21 protein-coding genes and 1 tRNA gene are annotated in these 21,701 nt (G+C 68.9%); 10 read left to right on the top strand and 12 right to left on the bottom strand.

All coding sequences use genetic code 11. The annotated features are described in order from the left end of the window. Positions 1-52: 52 nt before the first annotated feature. Positions 53-1,627 (top strand): ankyrin repeat domain-containing protein, encoded by a 1,575-nt coding sequence (locus KHF85_RS02360; RefSeq protein WP_284568377.1) that lies wholly within the window; start codon positions 53-55, stop codon positions 1,625-1,627. A 310-nt stretch (positions 1,628-1,937) separates the two neighbouring features. Here the strand turns inward: KHF85_RS02360 and KHF85_RS02355 are convergent, their stop codons facing one another. Both KHF85_RS02355 and KHF85_RS02350 read right to left on the bottom strand, forming a co-directional pair. Next, positions 1,938-2,276 (bottom strand): P-II family nitrogen regulator, encoded by a 339-nt coding sequence (locus KHF85_RS02355; RefSeq protein WP_003480503.1) that lies wholly within the window; start codon positions 2,274-2,276, stop codon positions 1,938-1,940. A 25-nt stretch (positions 2,277-2,301) separates the two neighbouring features. Then, positions 2,302-2,454 carry a hypothetical protein gene (locus KHF85_RS02350; RefSeq protein WP_284568376.1) on the bottom strand — a complete coding sequence of 51 codons (153 nt, stop codon included), beginning with the start codon at positions 2,452-2,454 and terminating at the stop codon, positions 2,302-2,304. Between KHF85_RS02350 and ubiK the strand changes: the two genes are divergently transcribed. Both ubiK and KHF85_RS02340 read left to right on the top strand, forming a co-directional pair. Beyond that, entirely contained in the window at positions 2,453-2,722 is a 270-nt protein-coding gene (gene ubiK / locus KHF85_RS02345) for a ubiquinone biosynthesis accessory factor UbiK (RefSeq protein WP_009595755.1), read from the top strand. The genes KHF85_RS02350 and ubiK overlap by 2 nt on opposite strands. Positions 2,723-2,735: 13 nt before the next feature. Further along, a complete protein-coding gene (locus KHF85_RS02340; protein WP_284568375.1) occupies positions 2,736-4,256 on the top strand; it encodes a YifB family Mg chelatase-like AAA ATPase in 1,521 nt (506 codons plus the stop codon). 422 nt (positions 4,257-4,678) lie between these two features. On the opposite strand, the gene KHF85_RS02335 is transcribed toward KHF85_RS02340, so the two are convergent. The 4 genes from KHF85_RS02335 to KHF85_RS02320 all read right to left on the bottom strand — a co-directional run bounded on the left by KHF85_RS02335 (position 4,679) and on the right by KHF85_RS02320 (position 9,048). Next, on the bottom strand, positions 4,679-5,782 hold the full coding sequence (locus tag KHF85_RS02335; RefSeq protein WP_284568374.1) for a lipocalin-like domain-containing protein: 1,104 nt from the start codon (positions 5,780-5,782) through the stop codon (positions 4,679-4,681). A gap of 47 nt (positions 5,783-5,829) precedes the next feature. Further along, complete coding sequence (locus KHF85_RS02330; RefSeq protein WP_284568373.1) at positions 5,830-7,014, bottom strand: carotenoid 1,2-hydratase; 1,185 nt, start codon at positions 7,012-7,014, stop codon at positions 5,830-5,832. Between the two features lie 619 nt (positions 7,015-7,633). After that, entirely contained in the window at positions 7,634-8,461 is an 828-nt protein-coding gene (locus KHF85_RS02325) for an alpha/beta fold hydrolase (RefSeq protein WP_284568372.1), read from the bottom strand. 510 nt (positions 8,462-8,971) lie between these two features. Beyond that, positions 8,972-9,048, bottom strand: a tRNA-Arg gene (locus tag KHF85_RS02320). A gap of 288 nt (positions 9,049-9,336) precedes the next feature. Between KHF85_RS02320 and ubiA the strand changes: the two genes are divergently transcribed. Beyond that, positions 9,337-10,239 (top strand): 4-hydroxybenzoate octaprenyltransferase, encoded by a 903-nt coding sequence (ubiA, locus tag KHF85_RS02315; protein ID WP_284568371.1) that lies wholly within the window; start codon positions 9,337-9,339, stop codon positions 10,237-10,239. Positions 10,240-10,706: 467 nt separating this feature from the next. Here ubiA and KHF85_RS02310 read toward each other — a convergent pair whose 3' ends face one another. Both KHF85_RS02310 and KHF85_RS02305 read right to left on the bottom strand, forming a co-directional pair. Continuing rightward, entirely contained in the window at positions 10,707-11,354 is a 648-nt protein-coding gene (locus tag KHF85_RS02310) for a SecDF P1 head subdomain-containing protein (RefSeq protein WP_284568370.1), read from the bottom strand. 124 nt (positions 11,355-11,478) lie between these two features. Further along, positions 11,479-12,204 carry a ComF family protein gene (locus tag KHF85_RS02305; RefSeq protein WP_284568369.1) on the bottom strand — a complete coding sequence of 242 codons (726 nt, stop codon included), beginning with the start codon at positions 12,202-12,204 and terminating at the stop codon, positions 11,479-11,481. A gap of 49 nt (positions 12,205-12,253) precedes the next feature. Between KHF85_RS02305 and bioB the strand changes: the two genes are divergently transcribed. The 3 genes from bioB (at position 12,254) to bioH (ending at position 15,462) form a co-directional block, all read left to right on the top strand. Next, positions 12,254-13,309, top strand: a complete 1,056-nt coding sequence (gene bioB, locus KHF85_RS02300) for a biotin synthase BioB (RefSeq protein ID WP_064541247.1) — start codon at positions 12,254-12,256, stop codon at positions 13,307-13,309. Between the two features lie 118 nt (positions 13,310-13,427). Beyond that, positions 13,428-14,633, top strand: a complete 1,206-nt coding sequence (bioF, locus tag KHF85_RS02295) for an 8-amino-7-oxononanoate synthase (RefSeq protein ID WP_409976643.1) — start codon at positions 13,428-13,430, stop codon at positions 14,631-14,633. A 67-nt stretch (positions 14,634-14,700) separates the two neighbouring features. Continuing rightward, entirely contained in the window at positions 14,701-15,462 is a 762-nt protein-coding gene (bioH, locus tag KHF85_RS02290; protein WP_284568367.1) for a pimeloyl-ACP methyl ester esterase BioH, read from the top strand. A 27-nt stretch (positions 15,463-15,489) separates the two neighbouring features. Here the strand turns inward: bioH and KHF85_RS02285 are convergent, their stop codons facing one another. Beyond that, on the bottom strand, positions 15,490-16,446 hold the full coding sequence (locus KHF85_RS02285; protein WP_284566649.1) for an IS1595 family transposase: 957 nt from the start codon (positions 16,444-16,446) through the stop codon (positions 15,490-15,492). A 243-nt stretch (positions 16,447-16,689) separates the two neighbouring features. Here KHF85_RS02285 and KHF85_RS02280 point away from each other — a divergent pair, with 243 nt between their 5' ends. Both KHF85_RS02280 and bioC read left to right on the top strand, forming a co-directional pair. Beyond that, positions 16,690-17,472, top strand: a complete 783-nt coding sequence (locus KHF85_RS02280; protein WP_284568366.1) for an SDR family oxidoreductase — start codon at positions 16,690-16,692, stop codon at positions 17,470-17,472. A gap of 130 nt (positions 17,473-17,602) precedes the next feature. Further along, entirely contained in the window at positions 17,603-18,493 is an 891-nt protein-coding gene (gene bioC / locus KHF85_RS02275; protein ID WP_284568365.1) for a malonyl-ACP O-methyltransferase BioC, read from the top strand. A 175-nt stretch (positions 18,494-18,668) separates the two neighbouring features. On the opposite strand, the gene KHF85_RS02270 is transcribed toward bioC, so the two are convergent. From KHF85_RS02270 to KHF85_RS02260, 3 genes are read right to left on the bottom strand one after another with little or no spacing between them, the layout of a single operon-like run. Beyond that, positions 18,669-19,097, bottom strand: a complete 429-nt coding sequence (locus KHF85_RS02270) for a ketosteroid isomerase-related protein (RefSeq protein WP_284568364.1) — start codon at positions 19,095-19,097, stop codon at positions 18,669-18,671. A 51-nt stretch (positions 19,098-19,148) separates the two neighbouring features. Beyond that, positions 19,149-19,766 carry a YdcF family protein gene (locus tag KHF85_RS02265; protein WP_409976642.1) on the bottom strand — a complete coding sequence of 206 codons (618 nt, stop codon included), beginning with the start codon at positions 19,764-19,766 and terminating at the stop codon, positions 19,149-19,151. Then, positions 19,751-20,710: a pyridoxal-phosphate dependent enzyme gene (locus KHF85_RS02260; protein WP_284568363.1), complete on the bottom strand. Its 960-nt coding sequence runs from the start codon at positions 20,708-20,710 to the stop codon at positions 19,751-19,753. The genes KHF85_RS02265 and KHF85_RS02260 overlap by 16 nt, the downstream gene beginning before the upstream one ends. A 165-nt stretch (positions 20,711-20,875) precedes the next feature. On the opposite strand from KHF85_RS02260, the gene KHF85_RS02255 reads away from it, so the two are divergent. Next, complete coding sequence (locus KHF85_RS02255) at positions 20,876-21,424, top strand: hypothetical protein (RefSeq protein WP_284568362.1); 549 nt, start codon at positions 20,876-20,878, stop codon at positions 21,422-21,424. Positions 21,425-21,701 lie beyond the last annotated feature (277 nt).

Genomic DNA, 21,701 nt, shown 5'->3' with positions numbered 1-21,701 from the left:
CTTTGTGCAGCCGGGCTTGCGGACCTTCGGCACTCATTGCATGGAGGTTGTCATGAAAGCTCTGCCTGAGCGTCCGCACCTTGATTACCTGAAGAAGCAGGCCAAGACGCTGCTCGATGGCATACATCGCGGCGATCCCGCCTCGCTCGAACGCATCCGCGTTGCCCTGCCCGCCGCCGTGCGGCTCGACCATGGCGCCATCGCAGCAATGCCGCTGCGTCTGCACGATGCGCAATCCTGCGTGGCGCGCGAGTACGGTTTCGACTCGTGGGCACAGTTGAAAGACTACATCGCATTGCAAACAGCCTCGGTCGACGTGGCCAATCGCCAGCGTCAGTGGCGGCAATGGATCTTCGGTCATGGTTACCAGCCGGCCAAGCCGCGGCTAGCCGAACGGTTGTTGCGCGATCATCCCGACCTGCCGACCGGCGAAACGGCCCTCGCCTGCGCCATCGGCGACGCCAGCGTGGTACAGGCGGCGATTGCAGGCGATCCCTCATGGGTCGATAGGTCCCATGCCGACAGCGGCATGCTGCCGCTGGTTTGCGCCAGCTTCTCGGGCATGGTCGCGCTGCCGGCGTATGCGCCCGGTATTCGCGCCTGTATCGACCTGCTGCTCGCGGCCGGCGCCGATCCCAATGCGCGCTGGGTCGCGCCATCCTCCAGCGATTCCTTGAGCGCCTTGTATGGCGCAGCGGGGCACAACCACGACGCGGCCATCACACAACGGCTGTTGGCCGCCGGTGCCGACCCGAACGACCATGAGTCGCTGTATCACGCCACCGAAACCGACGACGAAAGCATCGTGCGACTGCTGCTCCAGGCCGGGGCGCGCGTCACCGGCAGCAACGCCTTGTTCCGCGCGCTAGACTTCGAACGCCCAGAAAGCCTGCGTCTGCTGTTAGCCCATGGCGGCGACCCCAACGAATCAGGCCCGAGCGGTTGTCCGCTGCTGCATGCGATCCGTCGTCGTCGCTCGTCCGAAATCGTCGGCATCCTGCTCGACGCAGGTTCCGATCCTTCGGTGCACGACCAGCATGGCACCAGCGCCTACCGGCTGGCGCGCAGACGTGGCCTCGACGACGTCGCCGAACGGCTGTTGCAGGCCGGCGCGAAGGCCGACGAACGCCCTGGCGATGCTTTCCTGGGCGCCTGCGCACGCGGCGACCGCGCCACCGTGCAGGCCATGCTGGCTGCCGATCCGCAGTGGATCGGCAAGCTGTCGCCTGACGCCCTGCGACTGCTTCCCGAGCAGGCGGCCAACGGTTCCGACGAGGCGGTACGCGTGATGGTGGAATCGGGTTGGCCGATTGGCGTGCGCGGTGGAGACATCGACGGCAGTGCGCTGAACTGGGCCGTTTTCCATGGCAACGCGTCGCTCACAAGGTTCCTGCTCGCGCATGGAGCGAGCTACGACGAACGTCACGGCTACGACGACAACGTCTACGGCACGCTCAGCTTCGCCTCCAACGCCGAGACCACGCCCGGCGGCGACTGGCTCGGTTGCGCGCAGGCCTTGGTCGAGGCGGGATCGCCGTTACCGGCGCAAAGCTATGTTTTCCCCGAGGAGATCGCATCCTATTTCAACGCGTTGCGCCAAGCCGCCGACCCCATCGAGGCTGGTTGAGGGACAAAAGCACGAGGGCGGTGGCCGGCTTCGCATCGACTTCCGTGGCCAGCAACCTCGCCACCGACCGTAGCAGCGCGCGTACCGCATCGCTCCACGCTGCGCCGATCCGCTCCCTGCCCGCGTACGCCGGGAGCCACTGCACGTCTTGGCCAGGTGATGCAGGATCGGGCGCTGTTGCCCACGTGATCGGATGAGGGGCCGAGCGGCACCTCATCCCCACTCCATCGCCACCACGGCAATCCGGTTCTGCTCTAACGCCCGGCGCGGTTGAAGCCGCTGCTACGCGGAATCGGTGCCGGCTGCAGCGTTACAGCGCGTCCGCATCCAGTTCGCCGGTGCGGATCCGCACCACCGTGCCCAGGTCGTACACGAACACCTTGCCGTCGCCGATCTTGCCGGTCCCGGCCGCCTTGACGATCGCCTCGAGCACGCGTTCGACCTGGTCCTCGGTGACCGCCACTTCCAGCTTCACCTTGGGCAGGAAATCGACCACGTACTCGGCGCCGCGGTACAGCTCGGTGTGGCCCTTCTGCCGGCCGAAGCCCTTGACCTCGGTGACGGTGATGCCGGCCACGCCCTGCGCGGCGAGTGCTTCGCGCACGTCGTCGAGCTTGAACGGCTTGATGACGGCCATGATCATCTTCATGCAGCTTTCTCCAATCACAATGGCATCAGGATAGCGCGGTTGCGCGATGCCCGGCCGCCGGGTTCAAATGGCCGCGCGCCCCATCGCCGGAATTTTCCGACAGCGCGCCGCGCCCGATACCGATGGCCCCGAACCGCAGGGTGCCGCAATCTGGCGCCACCTGCCGGAGCATCGCCATGATCGACCTCAATCACCTAGACGACCTCGCCCGCCGCCTCAGCGACCTGGTACCGCCAGGACTGCGCGAATCCCGCGACGAACTGCAGAGCACCTTCAAGAGCGCGCTGCAGGCCGGCCTGGGCAAGCTCGACCTGGTCACCCGCGAGGAATTCGACGTGCAGCGCGCGGTGCTGCTGCGCACCCGCGAGAAGCTGGAAGCGCTGGAACGCAGCGTCGCCGCGCTGGAAGCCGCGCGCAGCGGCGACGCGCCGTCCGCGCAAGCCTGATCCACCCGCCACCATGAGCCTGGCGCTGGTGCACAGCCGTGCCCGCGCGGGGGTGCTTGCGCCTCCGGTCCGGGTCGAGGTCCATCTGTCCGGCGGACTGCCGGCCACGCAGATCGTCGGCCTGCCCGAAGCGGCGGTGCGCGAATCGCGCGACCGGGTACGCGCCGCCATCCTGTGCGCGCAATACGAATTCCCGGCGCGGCGCATCACCGTCAACCTGGCCCCGGCCGACCTGCCCAAGGACGGCGGCCGCTTCGACCTGCCGATCGCGCTGGGCATCCTCGCCGCCGCCGGGCAACTCGACCCGCAGGCGCTGGGCAACTACGAATTCCTCGGCGAACTGGCCTTGACCGGCGAACTGCGCGCCGTCGACGGGGTGCTGCCGGCGGCGCTGGCCGCCGCGCAAGCCGGACGCACGCTGATCGTGCCCGCCGGCAACGGCCCCGAAGCGGCGCTGGCGCAGCACGTGCAGGCGTTCACCGCGCGCACCCTGCTCGAAGTCTGCGCACTGTTGAACGGCACCAAGACTCTGCCGGCCGCCGAAGCCCTGCCGGCCGCGGTCACGCCGTTTCCCGACCTGAGCGACGTGCGCGGGCAGGCCCAGGCGCGGCGTGCGCTGGAAATCGCGGCGGCCGGTCATCACCATTTGTTATTGATCGGTAGCCCGGGCTGCGGCAAGACCCTGCTGGCCTCGCGCCTGCCCGGCATCCTGCCCGAGGCCAGCGAGGCCGAGGCGCTGGAAGCGGCGGCGATCGCCTCGGTCAGCGGTCGCGGCCTGGACCCGGCGCGCTGGCGGCAACGCCCCTACCGGTCCCCGCACCACACCGCCAGCGCGGTGTCGCTGGTCGGCGGCGGCACCCATCCGCGTCCCGGCGAAATCTCGCTGGCGCATCGCGGCGTGTTGTTCCTCGACGAGTTGCCCGAGTGGAACCGGCACGCGCTGGAAGTGCTGCGCGAGCCGCTGGAATCGGGCACGGTCACCGTCTCGCGGGCCGCGCGCAGCGCCGAATTCCCGGCCCGCTTCCAACTGGTCGCGGCGATGAACCCCTGTCCCTGCGGCTGGGCCGGCGATGCCAGCGGCCGTTGCCGCTGCAGCGACGACAGCATCCGCCGCTATCGCGCGCGCATCTCCGGTCCGTTGCTGGACCGCATCGACCTGCATGTGGACGTGCCGCGACTGCCGCCGCAGGCGCTACGCGCCGATGCCGCTCCCGGCGAAAGCAGCGCCGCCGTGCGCGCCCGGGTGGAGCTGGCGCGGCAACGCCAGCTGGCGCGCGCCGGCCGCCCCAACGGCCAGCTCGGCCACAGCGAGACCCTGCGCGACTGCCGCCTGCAGCCGCGCGACGAGGCGCTGCTGGAACACGCCATCGACCGCCTGCGCCTGTCGGCGCGCTCCCTGCACCGCATCCTGCGCGTGGCCCGCACCATCGCCGACCTGGCCGGCAGCGACGCGATCGCCACCGCGCACCTGACCGAGGCGATCGGTTACCGGCAACTGGATCGAGCAGAGCCGGGGCTGGCGCGGAGCGCATGACAAGGGCTGCAGCTGATGCATTTTGGCAGCGGTGCCATCCGTGTTGAGTGGCCGCATGCGTCGGGAAATCGGCGGGCTTGTTCGCACGCTGGATCGGGCCGTTCGGCCTGCGCTCTGCGCTGCACGCGCCAGCGAACCGCCGAGGTTCCAACGCCCCTCCGTCCTGCAGCGGATCCAAAGCCCCCTCTCTACCCAGGAGCAGGATTGGGGTGGGGGGAAGGCGCGAAGCGCCGCGATGTTCGATTGCACGCCGCTTGGCCCCTACCCTCATCCGCCCGTTCGGGGCATCTGCCGAGGGCAGAAGGGAACCACGCCGTCTGCGCATCGCGCGGCGCGACGCCGCGGGTGATCGGCGGCGCGCTGCGCACAAAAAAGGCCCGGGCGATCCAACGCGCCCGGGCCATCTTCATCTCGCCGCTGGATCAGGGCAGTGAGCTGTAAGGCTCCTTCCAGGGATTGACCTCGACATAACTACGGCCGGTGACGCTCTTGCCGTTGAGAGTGCCGACCACTTGCGAGGAACCCTCCCAATAGTAGCGATGGTAGGGCCAGAACATTTCCTGGTCGTCCACCAGCGGGGTGATCGTGAGATTGCCTTCTGGCAGGATCACGTTCCATTTCGACTCATAGGTATAACCGGACTGCGGACTGAGCCAGGTCGAAAGCGGTTTCAAGTCCATCTGATCGCCGGGAACCACCGATGCCACGCCATTGCTGATCCGCGTGCCCAGCTTTCTGGTAATGGCGCCGGTCCCCGGATCCTGCATGTAATACAGCATGTACTGCGTATTGTCGTCGAGTTGGATCGCGAACCAGTTCCAGCCGCCGCTGAAGAAGGAACCTCCCTGATCGGCCTCGGTGCCCTTCACGAACCATTGGCGGTCCTGCCATGACACCCCGACGACCTTGATCGGCACCCCGTTGTCGTAGATCGTGCCCTCGGTATCCAGGGCGGTCGAGGAATAGTAGGACGACGTGGTGGCGATCGGGCGATAGTCCACCAGACCGTTGCCGTTGTGCAGAACGAACGGAAGAGCGCTGCTTGTCTTGAGATCGATGGCAAACCGGCCATCGCTGAGCGCCGCCTTGATCGCATAATTCTGTTGCGACCCGCCGACCGACCAATTCCCGTTGGTGAAGTTGAAGCCGCCGGTCTGGCCGGGGATCGTGTCCGATATGGCACGTTCCTCTACCTTGTGCAGCTTGTTGTTCACGTCGGTCACTGCGAAATGCCACGAATAGGTCGCGGTATTTCCCAGCGGCAACGGATACAGTTGGAACACGGTGACTTCGAAACCGTATTCGCGCTTGACCCCGCTCGGATCGACGCCATAGAGATGGCCGACGAAATACCACCATTCCAGTTGGCTGTGATGGGCGCCTTCGTCGCCCGGCATCACCACCGGTGCCGGGTATTCGAAACTCTGCGCGAAGGCCGGCGAGGTCAACAGACCGCAGGCGATGGCGCCGGTGGCAAGCCAACTGCGCAGACGTGAAAACAGCGTAGGCAAAACTTTCTTTTTCATGTCAATCCCCTAATTGATGTGCTCTTCGATTCATGGCCCGCCCTGGATCAGGGCAGGATGCGCAGCCCCCAATCCACCCCCCAAGGATTCATTTCCGCAAACGCCTTGCCCGTTGCCGCCTTGCCACCCAGCGTTCCCACAACCGTCGCCGGCCCTTCGAAGTAGAATTTCTGCGTCGTCGGCGCATACAGCTCGGCATTCTGGATCACCGGGGTAATGGTGATCGACCCGTCCGGCAATGTGACCAGCCATTTCGCCGGGTAGCTATAGCCGGTATTGGGACTTTTCCAACCGCCGATCCTTTCCAGCTTGATCTGGTCGGCCGGAATCGGCGCGTAGCTGCCATTGGCGGTCTTCACTCCAAGCGCCTGGTCGATGGTGCCGTCGCTTTTGACGAAGAAGCTGAGGTTGTATTGGCTATTGTCATCCATCGACACGCCGAACCAGGTCCATCCGCTGTCGGCATCTCCGGGAATGCCGTTCGCCCACTCATGGTCGTACCAGGTAGTGCCGGTCACCGTGACCGGGACGCCGTGGTCCCACACGGTGCCAGTGGTGGTGTTGACATCGAACGAGTAATAAGGCGATTTGAAACCGCGGTAAGTTTCCACGCCGTCGACGCCGTTCAACGTGGGCCCCTGCGCCGGCTGGGTGTTCAGATCGAGCGCATAATCCATGTTGGACAACGCGGCGAGCACATAATAGCGGCCCATCGATCCGCCGACCTGGAATCCACCGACGTCCAGATCGAAACGGTTTTGCGACGTGGTAAAAGGCGCCGAGACCACACGTTTTTCGAACCGGAATGCACCGCTCTCCAGATCGGAAACCGCAAAATGCGCGTCATATACCGGCGGCAGGCCGGCGACCGCGGCGATCTGGAACACGACCATTTCATAGGCGTAGGAATGCTTGCCACCGGACGGATCGGTGCCATCCAAAAAGCCGGTCATGTACCACCATTCTGCCGGCTGACGATGCGCGGCCTCATCGGCCGGCAAATTGATGCCGGTCTCGATCGGCGGAAATGTACCAATTGCCTGCGCCATCAATGGCGCCGGCATCATTGCCGTGGCAAGTGCAGTGCAAAGCGATGCCGAAAGCGCACGCTTGATCGCGTGCTCCCATTTTTTCTTCATGACCAGCCCCCTGGTTAACTTCCATGCCAGACCCGAACAGCATTGCCGGGTCTTCCCGTGTTCGCAATGGCGAATTTTCGACTTCAAATCCATTGCGTCTATTCAACCTAGTCCGTTCGCAACACCTGGTCAACGGTTGATCAGGATTTTTTCCATATCTGCTACGGCGTTCTCGACGGAAAGTAAATTGTCACAATCTCGTGTATGGATTCAAGATACCCACGACAGGCACCGCGTCCAAACAGTCTTGTCCGGCACTGCGTATATGTTGTTCATAACATTGGCGTTTGACATTTTCCATCGCCCGGCTTTTTTCCAACGTCGCAGTCCGTCATAGAGAACAGCGGCCGGCTGGCTCAAAACGACGTTTCGCAAACGGCCATCGCCTGCAGCGCAAACGGCGCATGCAGCGCGCGGCGCGGGCACAACGCGGTCCGCAACCGCAGGCATCCGCACTGCACGCCGACACCATGCGGTTGCTGCCACCAAGCGTATGGACGGCTTGCGAAAAACCCGAGACGCTGGCCGCCGATATTGAGACCGACGAACCATCGACTATTTCACTCGACCATTTCAGATGCGCGCCTGCCACGACGCGGAAACTGCGTCAGTTTCATTGCGGTATGCTCCAGCGCGATCGCGCATTCGCCCGCGGGATCGACCTCGCCGCGGTCGAGCAATCACGACCGGGCCAGGAGCGGCGCCGGAAACGTCAACCGCGATGCGCTGCAACGAACTCCGCGATCAGCGCGTTGCAGCGCCGCGCATGGGTGAAGGTCATGCCGTGCGAGGCGCCGGCGAGGACGTGGTGGCGCGCGTCGGGCAACCACTCGGCCAGCGCGGAAGCGTTGTCGCAGTACTGCGCCGGGCTCAGCTCGCCGCTGACAAGCAGCACCGGCAGCGCCAGCGTCGCGGCCTGTTCGCGGTCGTAGGCCGGCAGCGCATCGCCGATCTGCGGCACCAGGGTCTGCGCGTTGTCGCGCACCATCTGCCGGAACGACGCGCTGCTGCGCGCCCAGGCGCCCGGCTGGCTCACCGAATCGACGAAACATTCCAGGCCGGCCTCGACCTGGCCCTCGCGCAGCAAGGCGATCGCCCGCGCGCGGATCGCCAGCACGTCCTCGGGCAGGCCCTGCGGCTGCGGCCCGCCCGGGTCGAACAGGCTCAGGCTGGCGATCGCGGCAGGCCGCTGCAGCGCGACCTGCCAGGCCACCGCGGCGCCGCGCGAATGACCGACCAGATGCACCGGTTGTCCGTAGCTGGCGAGGAACCCGGCGACCTGCTGCGCGTGCCAGCGCCAGCCGAAGGAATGCCGCAGCGACGATGGCAACTGCGGGAAATACTGGCCCAGGCTCAGCGCGGCGACCTCGCAGCGCTCGCACAGGCCGCGCACTTGCGGCGCCCAATAGCGGTAGTCGCACAGCGCGCCGTGCACCAGCACCACCGGCGCGCCATCGCCCATCCGCAGGTAGGCCAGCGCATCGTCGTCGCCCAGCAAGTGGACCGCAGGCTTGCCGAGCGGGGTGCGCGGGCCGATCACCGGCGGCCTCCGGCAAGACGCCGCAACGGAACCCCCGCCACGCCATTCATGGCGACCTCGCTGACGCGGCAGCGGAGAGGATGCCAGGGAGTCGCCCCGCACTGGGGCTCCGCGAGCGCAGCAACCGCGGCCACGCGCGGCCCAGCGGCGGCGCCGGCACAATGCAGGGCGTTGTGGTGTGCGCGCCGCACACGCTGGCGATGCAGGCCAAGGCAATCCAGTGCGGCATCGCAGGGAGCGGCGGCGGCGTCACCCGCCCAAGACCGCCGGTCGCCGCAACGCCGAAGGCGATGCAGGCCAGCGGCGGAAGGAATTCCATGCACGCTGCACGACGATGCGGCGCGCGCGGGACGCGCTGGCCTTTCAACGCAGAGGGGCCCAGCGCGGCATCCCGGGTAGTACGGGCAGCGGCGGTATACGCCACAGGCCGTCGCTCGCCGCAGCGCCGAAGGCGGTGTCCACCACCGGCAGGTTTCGCGGTCGAAGAGGCCATGCAGGCTGGGGATGATGTGGTGCGCCCGGAGGGATTCGAACCCCCGACCAATGGCTTCGGAAGCCACTACTCTATCCGGCTGAGCTACGGGCGCAACGGACGCGCATTCTAACGGCAAACCGCGCGCCGCGTCTGCCCCATGCCGATCGCATGCCGCAGCGACCGGCCCCGGCATTGGCCAGGGCGCACGGCGGCCGCTGGCGGCGAGCAGCCGACGGGGCGGCTTGCGCCAGGCCGGCCGGGGTTCAGCCGCCACACATCCGATGCGTTTCACGGTTCCCGCGCCTGGTTCGCCGCTACTGCGCATAGACGCAGGCTGCTTGCGGCAGTGGCGGGCGGCACCTTGCTGCCGCCGGGCAGGCCCGGCTGCTACCCTTGCGTGATGGGTTACGAACGCTACGAAACGCCCGCCGCGCTGCCGCCGCGCGCGCGCCTGGGCCAGTACTGGAAACTGCTGCGCGGCGACCGTCCGATCGGCGCGCTGTTGCTGCTATGGCCGACCTGGTGGGCGCTGTGGCTGGCCGCCGACGGGATGCCGCCGCTGTGGACGCTGTTCGTGTTCAGCGCCGGGGTCTGGCTGACCCGCTCGGCCGGCTGCGTGATCAACGACTACGCCGACCGTTGGCTGGACCCGCAGGTCGAGCGCACCCGCAGCCGGCCGCTGGCCACCGGCGCGGTCGGCGGCCGCGAGGCGCTGGCGGTGTTCGCGCTGCTGATGCTCGTCGCCTTCGCGCTGGTGCTGACGATGAACCCGCTGACCATCGGCCTCAGCGTGGTCGGCCTGTTCCTGGCCGCCAGCTATCCCTATCTGAAGCGCTACACCTACCTGCCGCAGGTCTATCTGGGCATGGCCTTCGGCTGGGGCATCCCGATGGCGTTCGCCGCGATTCGCGGCGAGGTGCCGGCGCTGGGCTGGCTGCTGTACGCGGCCAACATCCTGTGGGCCACCGCCTACGACACCTGGTACGCGATGGTCGACCGCGAGGACGACCTGCGCGCCGGCTCCAAATCCACCGCGATCCTGTTCGGCGACCTGGATCTGGTCGCGCAGGGCATCCTGTATGCGCTGATGTTCGTCGCGCTGGGCTTGGTCGGCACCCGGGGCGCGCTGGGGCTCTGGTATTGGGTGGGCCTGGGCGTGGCCGCGCTGCTGGTCGCCTACGAATTCCGCATCGCGCGAACCCGCGAACGCGCGCCCTGCTTCCGCGCCTTCCTGCACAACAACTGGGTCGGCCTGGCGATCTTCGCCGGCATCGCCGCGGCGTTGGCGCTGCGCGCGGGCTAGCCCCGAACCAGGACGCCACGCACTGGCCGCTGCGCCCGAGCACATCGCCAGGCCAATCGGCGTCCTCGGCCACTGGCGGCAATGCCGCAGGGCGCGCCTGGTCCGGGCATTGCCGGTAAAGCGTCGGGACTGAAGCCCCTCCCACAGTGCACTCGTTTGGCGCACCGCAAGCCCCTGTAGGAGCGGCTTCAGCCGCGACGCCTTTTCCACGACCGGTGGCGGGAGCGAACTCGGTTACGCCAGGGATGCCCGGCAAACCCCGCGTCCCACCTGCTGGATCGACATTGACTGAGCTGGCCGGTCGGCGCAACCGGCGGAAGGTCCGGCGCACTGAGGTTCAAGGCATCGGCAGCGCACCACGCTACCGGCACAAGACAGCGGCGCGCAGCGCGAACCCCAACAGGCACGCCATGCCGTGCATGGCCGCCATGGCGAACTGTCACCCCTGCCGATCGCGCCAGCCAGCGCTAACGCTTCCCGTCCGCCGACGGCGCATGCGTCAGCAGCGCGAACACCCGCTGCTGTTCCTGCACATCCTGCAGACCGCTGATGCGCAGGCTGTCGCCGGGGAGCGGCGACATGACCGTCGCCACGGTGAGGACCTGAGCGTCGGCCAGCAACGCGATCGGCTTGCCGATGTTCTGTTCCGTCGCCCGGGTCAGGCGATCGTCGTGCCCAGGGAAACGCAGGTCCAGTGCCGGCCGGCCATCGTCGCCGTCCACGCGCATCACTGTGGCGGCGCCATCGACGGCCAGCAACTGCTGCGGCGCCAGGTACACCGGCCGTCCCTGGTACGCGGCCTCGGCATAGCCGGCGCGCGGCGCATTGCTGGCCAGGCGCCATTCGATCCTGGCCTTCACCGCGCTCGCTCCGGCGCTGTCCGGCGCCTTGTCGATCCCGCAGCCGGTCGCACCGAACACGCACAACGCCATCGCCATTGTCCAAGCCATCCAGCGCATCGCCATCTCCTGCAGTTCGTTGACCGGCATCATAGAAGAACGCGGGTTGCGCCCCGTTACGCACGCGCGGCACTCCGGCTGGAGGTGCTCCGCCTGTTGCCCGCTGCCACATGCGGTCGCGCCTGTTCGCCGCACATCCGCTTCTGTGCCACGCATGCGTCGGATGCCAAACCCATTTACCTCGCAAGCCCGGCATGGGCAGACGCCGCCGATGCATCGGCAACGGCGTACAGGCAGCGCGCATCGCCACGACGTGCGCACGCCATGCCATGCGGCGCGCTCACGGCACCCGCGCCACCACCCAGGCATCGACCCGCGCCACGCCGGCACGGCGCAGCGCCCGTGCCGCGGCATGCAGGGTCGCGCCGGTGGTCATCACGTCGTCGATCAGCGCCACGTGCGCCGGCAGCGGCGCCTGCACCGCGAACGCATGGCACAGGTTGCGGCGCCGCGCAGACGCATCCAGTTCGGACTGCGGCGCCGTCGCGCGCACGCGCTGCAGGCCGGCGCACAGCGGCAGGCCCAGCGCGCGCGCCAGCGGCCGCGCCAGTTCCAGCGCCTGGTCGTAGCCGCGCTGGCGCAGCCGCGTGCGGTGCAGCGGCACCGGCAACAGCGCCTGCGGCCGCGGCAGGCCGGCGCAACGCGCCTGCAGCACGGCCGCCAGCACGCGCCCGGCGGCCAGGTCCTGGTGGAACTTGAAACGGCGCAGCAGCCCATCCACCGGCGCGGCGTAGACGCAGGCACTGGCGACCAGCGCCAGCGGCGGCGGTTTGCGTTGGCAGCTGCCGCACAGCTGATCCGCATCCAGCGCCGGCAACGGCAGCGCGCACGTCTGGCAGGCGCAGGCATTCCAGGGCAGCGCGTCGCGGCAGGCCGGGCACAGGTCCAGGCCGGCGGCGCCCACTTCGGCGCAAACCAGGCAGCGCTCCGGGAGCATCCAGCGCTGCAGCCGTCGCCAGCAACCGTCAACCCGATGCGCGCCGATGAAGTTGACAGGGATATCCATGCTCACCAGACTGCCCGCTTTCCCAGCCGCTTACCGTCAGGAAACCCCCATGTCCGCTGTCGTCCGACACGACTGGCAACGCCAGGAATTGCTCGCCCTGTTCGATCTGCCGTTCCCGGAGCTGTTGCACCGCGCCGCCGCGGTGCATCGCGAACACTTCGATCCGGCGCAAGTGCAGGTCTCCACGCTGCTGTCGGTGAAGACCGGCGGCTGCCCGGAGGATTGCGCGTACTGCCCGCAGGCGCAGCGCTACGACACCGGCGTGGACGCGCAGAAGCTGATGAGCACCGAGGCGGTGCTGGCCAAGGCACGCCAGGCCAAGGCCGCCGGTGCGTCGCGCTTCTGCATGGGCGCGGCGTGGCGCTCGCCCAAGGACCGCGACATCCCCAAGGTCGCGGCGATGATCCGCGAGGTGAAGGCGCTGGGCCTGGAGACCTGCGCCACCCTGGGCATGCTCGACGGGCGCCAGGCGCAGGCGCTGAAGGCGGCCGGGCTGGACTACTACAACCACAATCTGGACACCGCGCCGGATTTCTACGACACCATCATCCACACCCGCCAGTACCAGGACCGCCTGGACACCCTCGCCCACGTGCGCGATGCCGGCATGAAGACCTGCTGCGGCGGCATCGTCGGCATGGGCGAATCGCGCGAACAGCGCGCCGGCCTGCTACAGGCGCTGGCCAACCTGCCGGTGCATCCGGACTCGGTGCCGATCAACCGCCTGGTACAGGTCGCCGGCACCCCGCTGCATGGCACGGTCGAGCTGGATCCGTTCGAGTTCGTGCGCACCATCGCCGTGGCGCGCATCGCGATGCCGCAGGCGATGGTGCGGCTGTCGGCCGGCCGCGAGAGCATGAGCGACGAACTTCAGGCGCTGTGCTTCTGCGCCGGCGCCAACTCGATCTTCTACGGCGAAAAACTGCTGACCACCGGCAACCCGGACACCGCACGCGACCAGGCGCTGTTCGCGCGGCTGGGGCTGAAGCCGATGCAGGTGACGGTGGACGCCGATGCGCACGACCATCCCGGCACCGTGCATGCGGACATCGCCGCACCGGCGCCGACCGCGGACAGGCCGGCGATCGCCGCCGCGCTGGTCTGACCCCAGCGCGCCGCGCCGGCGCGCGCGTCCATCCGCCGATCCGGCCGTCCATCGCCGGCGGCGCCCGGCCCGGCCGGGGACGCGCTACGCTAGCCAACCGCCCCATGCCCCGCCGCCCATGGCCCGTCCCGACCTGCACGACCGCATCCAGTCCTTGCGCACGCTGCGCGAGGCGCAGGGCCGCATCCGCGTGCGCCGCAGCGTGGGCCGCCGCGACGGGGTGCGCCTGGAGCTGGACGGACGCTGGCTGACCGGCTTCTGCAGCAACGACTACCTGGGCCTGGCGCAACAGTTCGAAGTGCTCGCCGCGCTGCAGGACGCGGCCGCACGCGAGGGCGTCGGCGCTACCGCCTCGCACCTGGTGTGCGGCCACCATGCGCTGCACGAGAGCCTGGAACGCGAGGTCGCCGACTGGCTCGGCTATCCGCGCGCGCTGCTGTTCGGCAGCGGCTTCCTCGCCAACCTGGCGGTGCAGCAGGCGCTGCTCAGCGAAGAGGACGACGTGTGCGTGCAGGACCGGCTCAACCACGCCAGCCTGCTCGACGCCACCCGCCTGGCCGGTTGCCGCCTGCGCCGCTACCCGCACCTGGATAGCGAGGGCGCGATGCGCCAGCTCAAGCACGCCGCCGACGGCGCGGCGATGCTGGCCACCGATGGCGTGTTCAGCATGGATGGCGACATCGCCCCGCTGCGTTCGCTCACCCTGGTCGCGCGCATGCAGCAGGCGCTGATGTACGTGGACGACGCGCACGGCGTCGGCGTGCTCGGCCCGCATGGCCGCGGTTGCGTGGCCGAGGCCGGGCTGGGCGTGGACGACGTGCCGCTGCAACTGGTGACCCTGGGCAAGGCGCTGGGCGGCTATGGCGCGCTGGTGGTCGGCGACGAGGCCTTGATCCGGCACCTGGCCGAAACCGCGCGCCCCTATCTGTACACCACCGCGCTGCCGCCGGCGCTGGCCGCCGCCTCGCTGGCCGCGGTGAAACTGGCGCGGCGCGACCAGTGGCGGCGCGAGCGCCTGGCCGAGACGATCGCCGCATTCCGCGGCGGCGCGCGCCGCCATGGCCTGGAACTGATGGCCTCGGACACCCCGATCCAGCCGCTGCGGTGCGGCGACGAGGCCAGCGCGCTGGCGCTGTCGGCGGCGCTGGAGCAGGCAGGTTTCCTGGTCTCGGCGATCCGCCCGCCGACCGTGCCGGAGGGCAAGTCGCGGCTGCGGGTGACGCTGTCGGCGCTGCACACGCCGGCGCAGGTGCAGGCGCTGCTGGACGCGCTGGCGCTGGCGCGCGACCGCCTGGTTGCGCATCCGGTCGGCCTGCCGGCCTGAGCGGGCCGCCGCGAGCGGAGCGCGGCGTTGGCCGGCTCCCTTTTCCCCATTCGGCACACGATCGACGATGCACATCGACACTGTGGGGCAAGGCCCCGATCTGGTCCTGATCCACGGCTGGGCGCTGCACGGCGGCATCTTCGCGCCGCTGGTGGAGCGCCTGTCGGCGCAGTTCCGCATGCACCTGGTGGATCTGCCCGGGCATGGTCATAGCCGCGGCGACGATACCCCGCTGGCGCTGCCGCACGTGGTCAATGCGATTGCCGCGGCGACGCCGCCGGCGGCGTGGCTGGGCTGGTCGCTGGGCGGGCTGTTCGCGCTGCATGCCGCGGCGACGCAGCCGCAGGTGCGCGGCCTGGCGATGCTGGCGGCGACGCCGCGGTTCGTGCGCGGCAGCGACTGGCCGCATGCGGTGGAACCGCAGGTGTTCGCGCAGTTCGGCCGCGACCTGGCCGATGACTACCGCGGCACCCTGGACCGCTTCCTGGCCCTGGACACGCTGGGCTCGGCGCATGCCCGCACCGAATTGCGCACGCTGCGCGAGACGCTGAGCGCGCGCGGCGAACCCGATGCGCAGGCGCTGCAGGATGGACTGGCGCTGCTCGAGCGCAGCGACCTGCGGCGTGCACTGCCGGGCATGCGCGTGCCCAGCCTGTGGCTCAGCGGCCAACGCGACCGGCTGGTCTCCGCCGCCGGCATGCACGATGCCGCCGCGCTGGCGCCGCAGGCGCAGACGCTGTGCATCCCCGGCGGCGGCCATGCGCCGTTTCTCGGCCATGCCGATGCGGTGGCGGAAGCGTTGCGCGGCTTCCTCGCCGGCCTGGCGTAGCGCGCTTGCGCTCTCTGTAGGACCTGATTAGCGCTGTGTCTCAGCTGTCGTACGCAGTTGCTGCTCTGTGAGCCTTCCCGCGCCGGCCAGGGCACTGGCCAGGCGCGGCACCATGGCGGCCAGGTTGAAGCGGCGATTGAAGCGGTAGGCATGCGCATGCAGGTAGCGCGCGCCGTATTTGGGGAAGTCCACCGCATGGTGGGTGCCGCTAAGCGCCGTTTTGAGATTGCCCAGGATCGTATTGACCCAACGCAGACGAGGCTGCTGGACGCCTTTGCGGCCGCTTCCGGTCACGATGGCATCGTGGGTCAGGCCTGCCCAGCCCACACCGGTGAACGCTGTCAGCCCATCACTGACGACATGGGTGCCCGGTGCCAGTGCCTGCTGAGCCCACGTGTGCACGACGCTTCTTCGGAAGCTGGAGACCACATCCAGGCGGAGATAGCGCGGGCGCCCTTGATGCAGGGAAACCGCTGCAATAAACGGCACTTTATTGCGCCACTGCGGTTGGCCTGGACCACCGGCGCGTTCGCCGCCCAGATAGGCATCATCGATCTGGACCTCTCCGTCGAGCCGGCGTGACTGCTCACGATCGGCCATCGCCGACATCACTTTGTGCTTGATCCGCCATGCAGTGCGATAGCACACGCCCAGTTGCCGAGCCAGTTCCAGCGCAGCAATTCCGTTCTTGGCTTGGCTCACCAGATAGATGGCCAGCCACCACACCCGCAAGGGAAGCTTGGTGTCTGCCATGGGCGTGCCGGCGGTCAAGCTGGTCTGTACCCGGCAGCGCGCGCACTGCCACAGGTGCTGGCGTCCCCGCTCAAAGCCACTGGCATGCGTGTGTCCGCACTGCGGACACACGAAGCCATTGGGCCACCTGGCCTGAACCAAGGCCTCGACACATTGCGCCTCGGAGCCGTAGCGGCTCAGAAAAGCCGGAATCGAAAGCCCCTTTTGGAACTGGATCCGATTGAGCGTCATCGCCGTATCTCACTGAAGAACCTGCATTTCTAAACCAAGGCAGCATCACCAGCTGAGACACAGCGCTAATCAGGTCTGTAGGAGGGGCTTCAGCCCCGACCGGGCGTTACCGGTGAAACCCGGTCGGGGCTGAAGCCCCTCCTACAAAGAAGCGGGATTTCCGGGCGCATCGGCGCACCGCGCTGGCCGTTGCCACGCCGATATCCGATCATCGCGGTTCCTTCAATCGATCGGAACGCCGACATGGATCTGGGAATCGCCGGCAAATGGGCGCTGGTCTGCGCCGCGAGCAAGGGCCTGGGCCTGGGGTGCGCGCAAGCGCTAGCCGGCGAAGGCGTCAACGTGGTGATCGTGGCGCGCGGCCAGCCCGCGCTGGATGCGGCGGCGGACGGCCTGCGCGCACTGCCCGGTGCCGGCGCGGTGATCGCGGTCGCCGCCGACATCGCCACCGAGGCCGGACGCGGCGCCGCACTGGCGGCATGCCCGCAGGTCGATATCCTGGTCAACAACGCCGGCGGCCCGCCGCCGGGCGACTTCCGCGATTGGGAACGCGCCGACTGGCTGCGCGCGCTGGACGCCAACATGCTGGCGCCGATCGCGCTGATCCGCGCCACCGTCGATGCGATGCAGGCGCGCGGTTTCGGCCGCATCGTCAACATCACCTCGGCGGCGGTGAAGGCGCCGATCGACAGCCTGGGCCTGTCCAACGGCACGCGCGCCGGCCTGACCGGCTTCGTCGCCGGGCTGGCGCGGCGCACGGTCGCGCACAACGTCACCATCAACAACCTGCTGCCCGGCCAGTTCGACACCGACCGGCTGCGCAGCAACTTCGCCCATGCTGCGCAGCGCAGCGGCATTGATGTGGACACGATGGCGACGCAGAAGCGCGCGCAGATTCCGGCGGGGCGTTTCGGCACGGCAGAGGAATTCGGCGCGGCCTGCGCGTTCCTGTGCAGCGCGCAGGCCGGCTATCTCAGCGGGCAGAACCTGTTGCTCGATGGCGGGGCGTATCCGGGGACGTTCTGAGGGCCGGGACTCGGGACTCGATCGTTCGCGATCGGCAAATTGGTCGCAATACCCGGCATGGCGCCCATGGCCGCGCGCGTTGCAACGACACGGCTGGCCGCTGCGCGCCGCGGCCGGCGATAATGCGCCGATGGATTCCTCTTTGTTCGATACCCACCACATCCGCCGCGCGTTCTCGCGCGCCGCCGCCAGCTACGATGCCGCCGCCGCCCTGCAGCACGAGGTCGAGAAGCGCCTGCTGGAATCGCTGGACTATCTCGGCGAGCGCGTGCCGCAGGTGGTGCTGGACGTGGGCTGCGGCCCGGCGCACGCCGCCGCGACGATGAAGAAACGCTGGCCGCGCGCGCAGGTGATCGCGCTCGATCAGGCGCTGCCGATGCTGCAGCAGGCCAAGCGCCAGGCCGGCTGGTGGAAGCCGTTCGGCCGCGTCTGCGCCGACGCGCGCGCGCTGCCGCTGGCCGAGCACAGCGTGGATGTGATCTTCAGCAACCTGTGCCTGCAATGGGTCGAAGACCTGCCGGCGGTGTTCGCCGGCTTCCGCCGCGTGCTCAAGCCCGGCGGCCTGCTGCTGTGTTCCAGCTTCGGCCCGGACACGCTGGTGGAACTGCGCGAGGCGTTCGCCCAGGCCGACCGCGAGGCACCGCACGTGAGCCGCTTCGCGCCGATCGCGCAGTTCGGCGATGCGCTGATGCTGTCCGGCTTTCGCGATCCGGTGCTGGACCGCGACCTGTTCACCCTCACCTATCCCGACCTGGCAGCACTGATGCGCGAACTGCGCGCGATCGGCGCGACCAACGCGCTGCACGCGCGCCGCCACACACTGACCGGACGTGGCCGCTTCGCCGCCGCCGGCGCCGCCTACGAGCCGCTGCGCAACGCCGACGGCAAACTACCGAGCAGTTGGGAAGTGATCTATGCGCACGCCTGGGCGCCGCCGCCGGGCGCGCCGATCCGCGAGGGCGGCAGCGAGATCGCGGCGGTGCCGGTGTCGGCGATCCCGATCCGCCGCCGCGGCGATTGAGGCGGCGCTTTGCTTCGGGACTCGGGACCGGGGACTCGGGACTCGTAACAGCGCAGAACCGATGCACTTGCACTCCCTGTAGGAGCGGCTTCAGCCGCGACCGAGTCTACGGGTAGAACCTGTCGCGGCTGAAGCCGCTCCTACACAGCCGCCGGGCGGCCGTGCGTGCCGCCGCTCAGGCCGATACCTGGTCGATCCAGTCCTGCAGGTTGTAGTAGTTGCTGACCCGCGCGATCTTGCCGTCGCGGATGTCGAAGAACGCCCCGCCCGGCAGCACGTAGGTCTGCCCGCGCGCCGGCGGCAGGCCTTCGTCGGTGTGGTGGTATTCGCCGTGCACCACGTATTCGGCGGCGGCGCGGCGGCCATCCTGTGCGCCCAGCACCACGATGCCGCGCAGCTGTTCGCGGTAGCTGGCGTTCATCCGCTGCAGGAACGCCGCGAAGGCATCCTTGCCGGTCTCGCGCGCGCCCTGGTTGAGATCGTGCGCCACGTCGTCGGTCAGCTTGTCGAGCATCGCCGCCCAGTCGCCGCGGTTGAACGCGTCGTAGTAGGACAGCACCAGTTCGATGGCACGGTCTTGCTCGCGGGTTCCGTCGATCTTCATCGCCACCACCTCATGCCATGCGGGCGCCCATGATACGGCGGCCAGGCCCGCTCAGGCGCCCGGCAGCAGCAGGTCGCGGTGGAAGAAGTAGACCTCCTGCAGCAGGAAGCGCCAGCGGGTCTGGAAGCTGCGGAAGCGGGTGCTCGGGGTCGAGGAGGCCAGCGCCTCGATCTGCAGGTCGCGGCACAGGCGCAACGCCCGCGCCATGTGCAGCGGATCGCTGACGATGATCGCCCGGTGCAGGCCATGGCTGCGCATCAAGCCGCGCGCCTCCAGCAGGTTCTGGCGGGTGGTGCGCGAGACGGTCTCGATCAGGATCGCGTCGGCCGGCACGTCGTGGCGCAGCGCGTAGCGGCGCGCCACCTGCGACTCGGCGAAGCGCGCGCCGTTGCCGCCGAAGCCGCCGGTGAAGATCAGGGTCGGCGCATAGCCGCGCTGGTACAGGTCCAGGCCGTGGCGGATGCGCTCTTCGAACACCGGCGAGGGCTTGGCGTCGTAGGCGGCCGCACCGAGCACGATGATCGCGTCGGCCGGCGCCGCCTGGTCGCGGTCGCCGACCCAGACGATGTAGATCGCCACGCCCAGCAGCCACAGGCCCAGCAGCGCGCCCAGCCGGCCGAGCCAGCCCAGCCAGCCGCGTCGTGGTCGCGGCTTCACGCCGTGCCCCACGGCAGGGCGTCGAGATCGACGTTGCCGCCGGACAGGATCAGCCCGACCCGGCGCCCGGCGAAGCGCGCGGGCTGCGCCAGCACCGCCGCCAGCGCGATCGCCGAGGAGGGTTCCACCACCTGCTTGAGCACTTGCCACAGCAGCCGCATCGCCGCCACGGTGGCGGCGTCCTCGACCACGATGGTCTCGGCCTGGCCGTGCAGCAGCGCGAAGTTGGGCGCGCCCAGGGTGCCGCGCAAACCGTCGCAGATCGTGTCCGGAACGAAGTCCACGCGCAGCGCGCCGGCCGCCAGAGAGCGCGCGGTGTCGGCGGCACCGGCCGGCTCGGCCAACAACAGGCGCGCCTGCGGGGCCAGCGCCGACAGCGCCAGGCGGCTGCCGGCGGCCAGGCCGCCGCCGCCGACCGGCACCACCAGCAGGTCGAGCGGGCCGCTGGCGCCGAGCAGTTCCAGGGCCGCGGTGCCCTGGCCGGCGATCACCGCCGGATCGGTGTATGGATGCACCAGGGTCGCGCCGGTCTGCTGCTGCACCTGCGCGCACATCGCCTCGCGCGCTGCGATGCCGGCGTCGCAGCGCCACAGGGTGGCGCCGTCGCGGGCGATATTGGCCAGCTTGGCCGCCACCGCGCCCTCCGGCACCACCACGTGGCAGCCGATGCCGCGGCTACGCGCGGCCTGCGCCAGCGCCGCACCGTGGTTGCCCGAGGAATGGGTGACCACGCCGCGCGCGGCCTGCGCCTCGCTCAGCGCCCACACCGCATTGCAGGCGCCGCGGAACTTGAACGCACCGCTGCGCTGCAAGTGTTCGGCCTTGAAGTGCAGGCTGGCGCCGGCTAATGCGTCCAGCGCCTGCGAGCGCAGGACCGGGGTCGCCTGGGCATGCGGCGCGATCCGCGCGGCCGCGGCCGTCACATCCGCGAAAACGGGCAGTGAAGATGAGAACATGCGTGAAAGGTTAACGTATCGTCGCAAGTTCGCGTTGTCGCCGGCTGCCAGGACAACACAGCCGTTGTACGCGACTTAAGCGTTCAATCACCGACGAAGCGGGTTAAGGGGGCATTCAATGCAACACGTCGAACCTGTCGGTCAGCCTCAGGGAGAGGATTCGCCATGAACATGCGCCTGATCTGGGCCGCTGGAGTGCTGGCCACGCTGAGCGGCTGCGCCACCTACGACTACGCCGACAACGGCGGCGGTTACTATCGCGGCGCCCCAACGGTCGAATACCGCTATCCGGACGGCTACTCCGACGGGTACTACGCGCCGTACAGCGCCGTGCCGTATGGCTATGGCGCGGGCTATTACGGTTATGGCTACTACGGCTACGGCGGCCCGTCTTACTACCGCGACTACTACGGTCCGCCGCGCTACCGTCAGCCGCGCCCGCGGCCCGACGACAACGGCCGCCCGCCGGACCGCCCGCCGCCGGTCAGCGGTGGTGGCGGCCGGGTCAAGTCGCCATGGCGCGACCTGGACCGGCTGCGCCGGCCGGATGCCGCCAACGCCGGTCCTAGCCCCCAATCGATGCAGCCGCGCCCGCAGTCGATGCAGCCACGGCCGGCCAGCGCGCCCAGGCCGGCCGCCCAGCCGCGTCCGTCCGCGCCCCGGCCTGGCAATCTGGGGCGTAGCAATGGGACGAAGCGCACACTAGAGCCTTAAGAAAAAGCTTGATTTCACGCAGGCACAAGACGCACTCTACGTCGTACGGGTGACCGCTTGCGTCGCTTTATGACCCGAAGCGATCGCCCCACCGTCTATGTCGATGTCCGACAGGGAAATCTGGATCCCCCCTGTTCCGGCCCTGTCGGGCGTCGGCGCCTAAAACGAAAAGCCCCGGCTCGCCGGGGCTTTTCGCGTTCGGGCCTTGCGGTTGCTGGGGCGGAGCCAGAATCGCGCGCATAAAAAAAGGGCCGGCAGTCCCCCGACTACCGGCCCC

The organism is Xanthomonas graminis pv. graminis (assembly GCF_030168915.1).
GTDB classification, from domain to species: domain Bacteria; phylum Pseudomonadota; class Gammaproteobacteria; order Xanthomonadales; family Xanthomonadaceae; genus Xanthomonas_A; species Xanthomonas_A translucens.
Note: the sequence above shows the minus strand (reverse complement) of the source record. Positions and strands in the feature narration are given on the sequence as shown.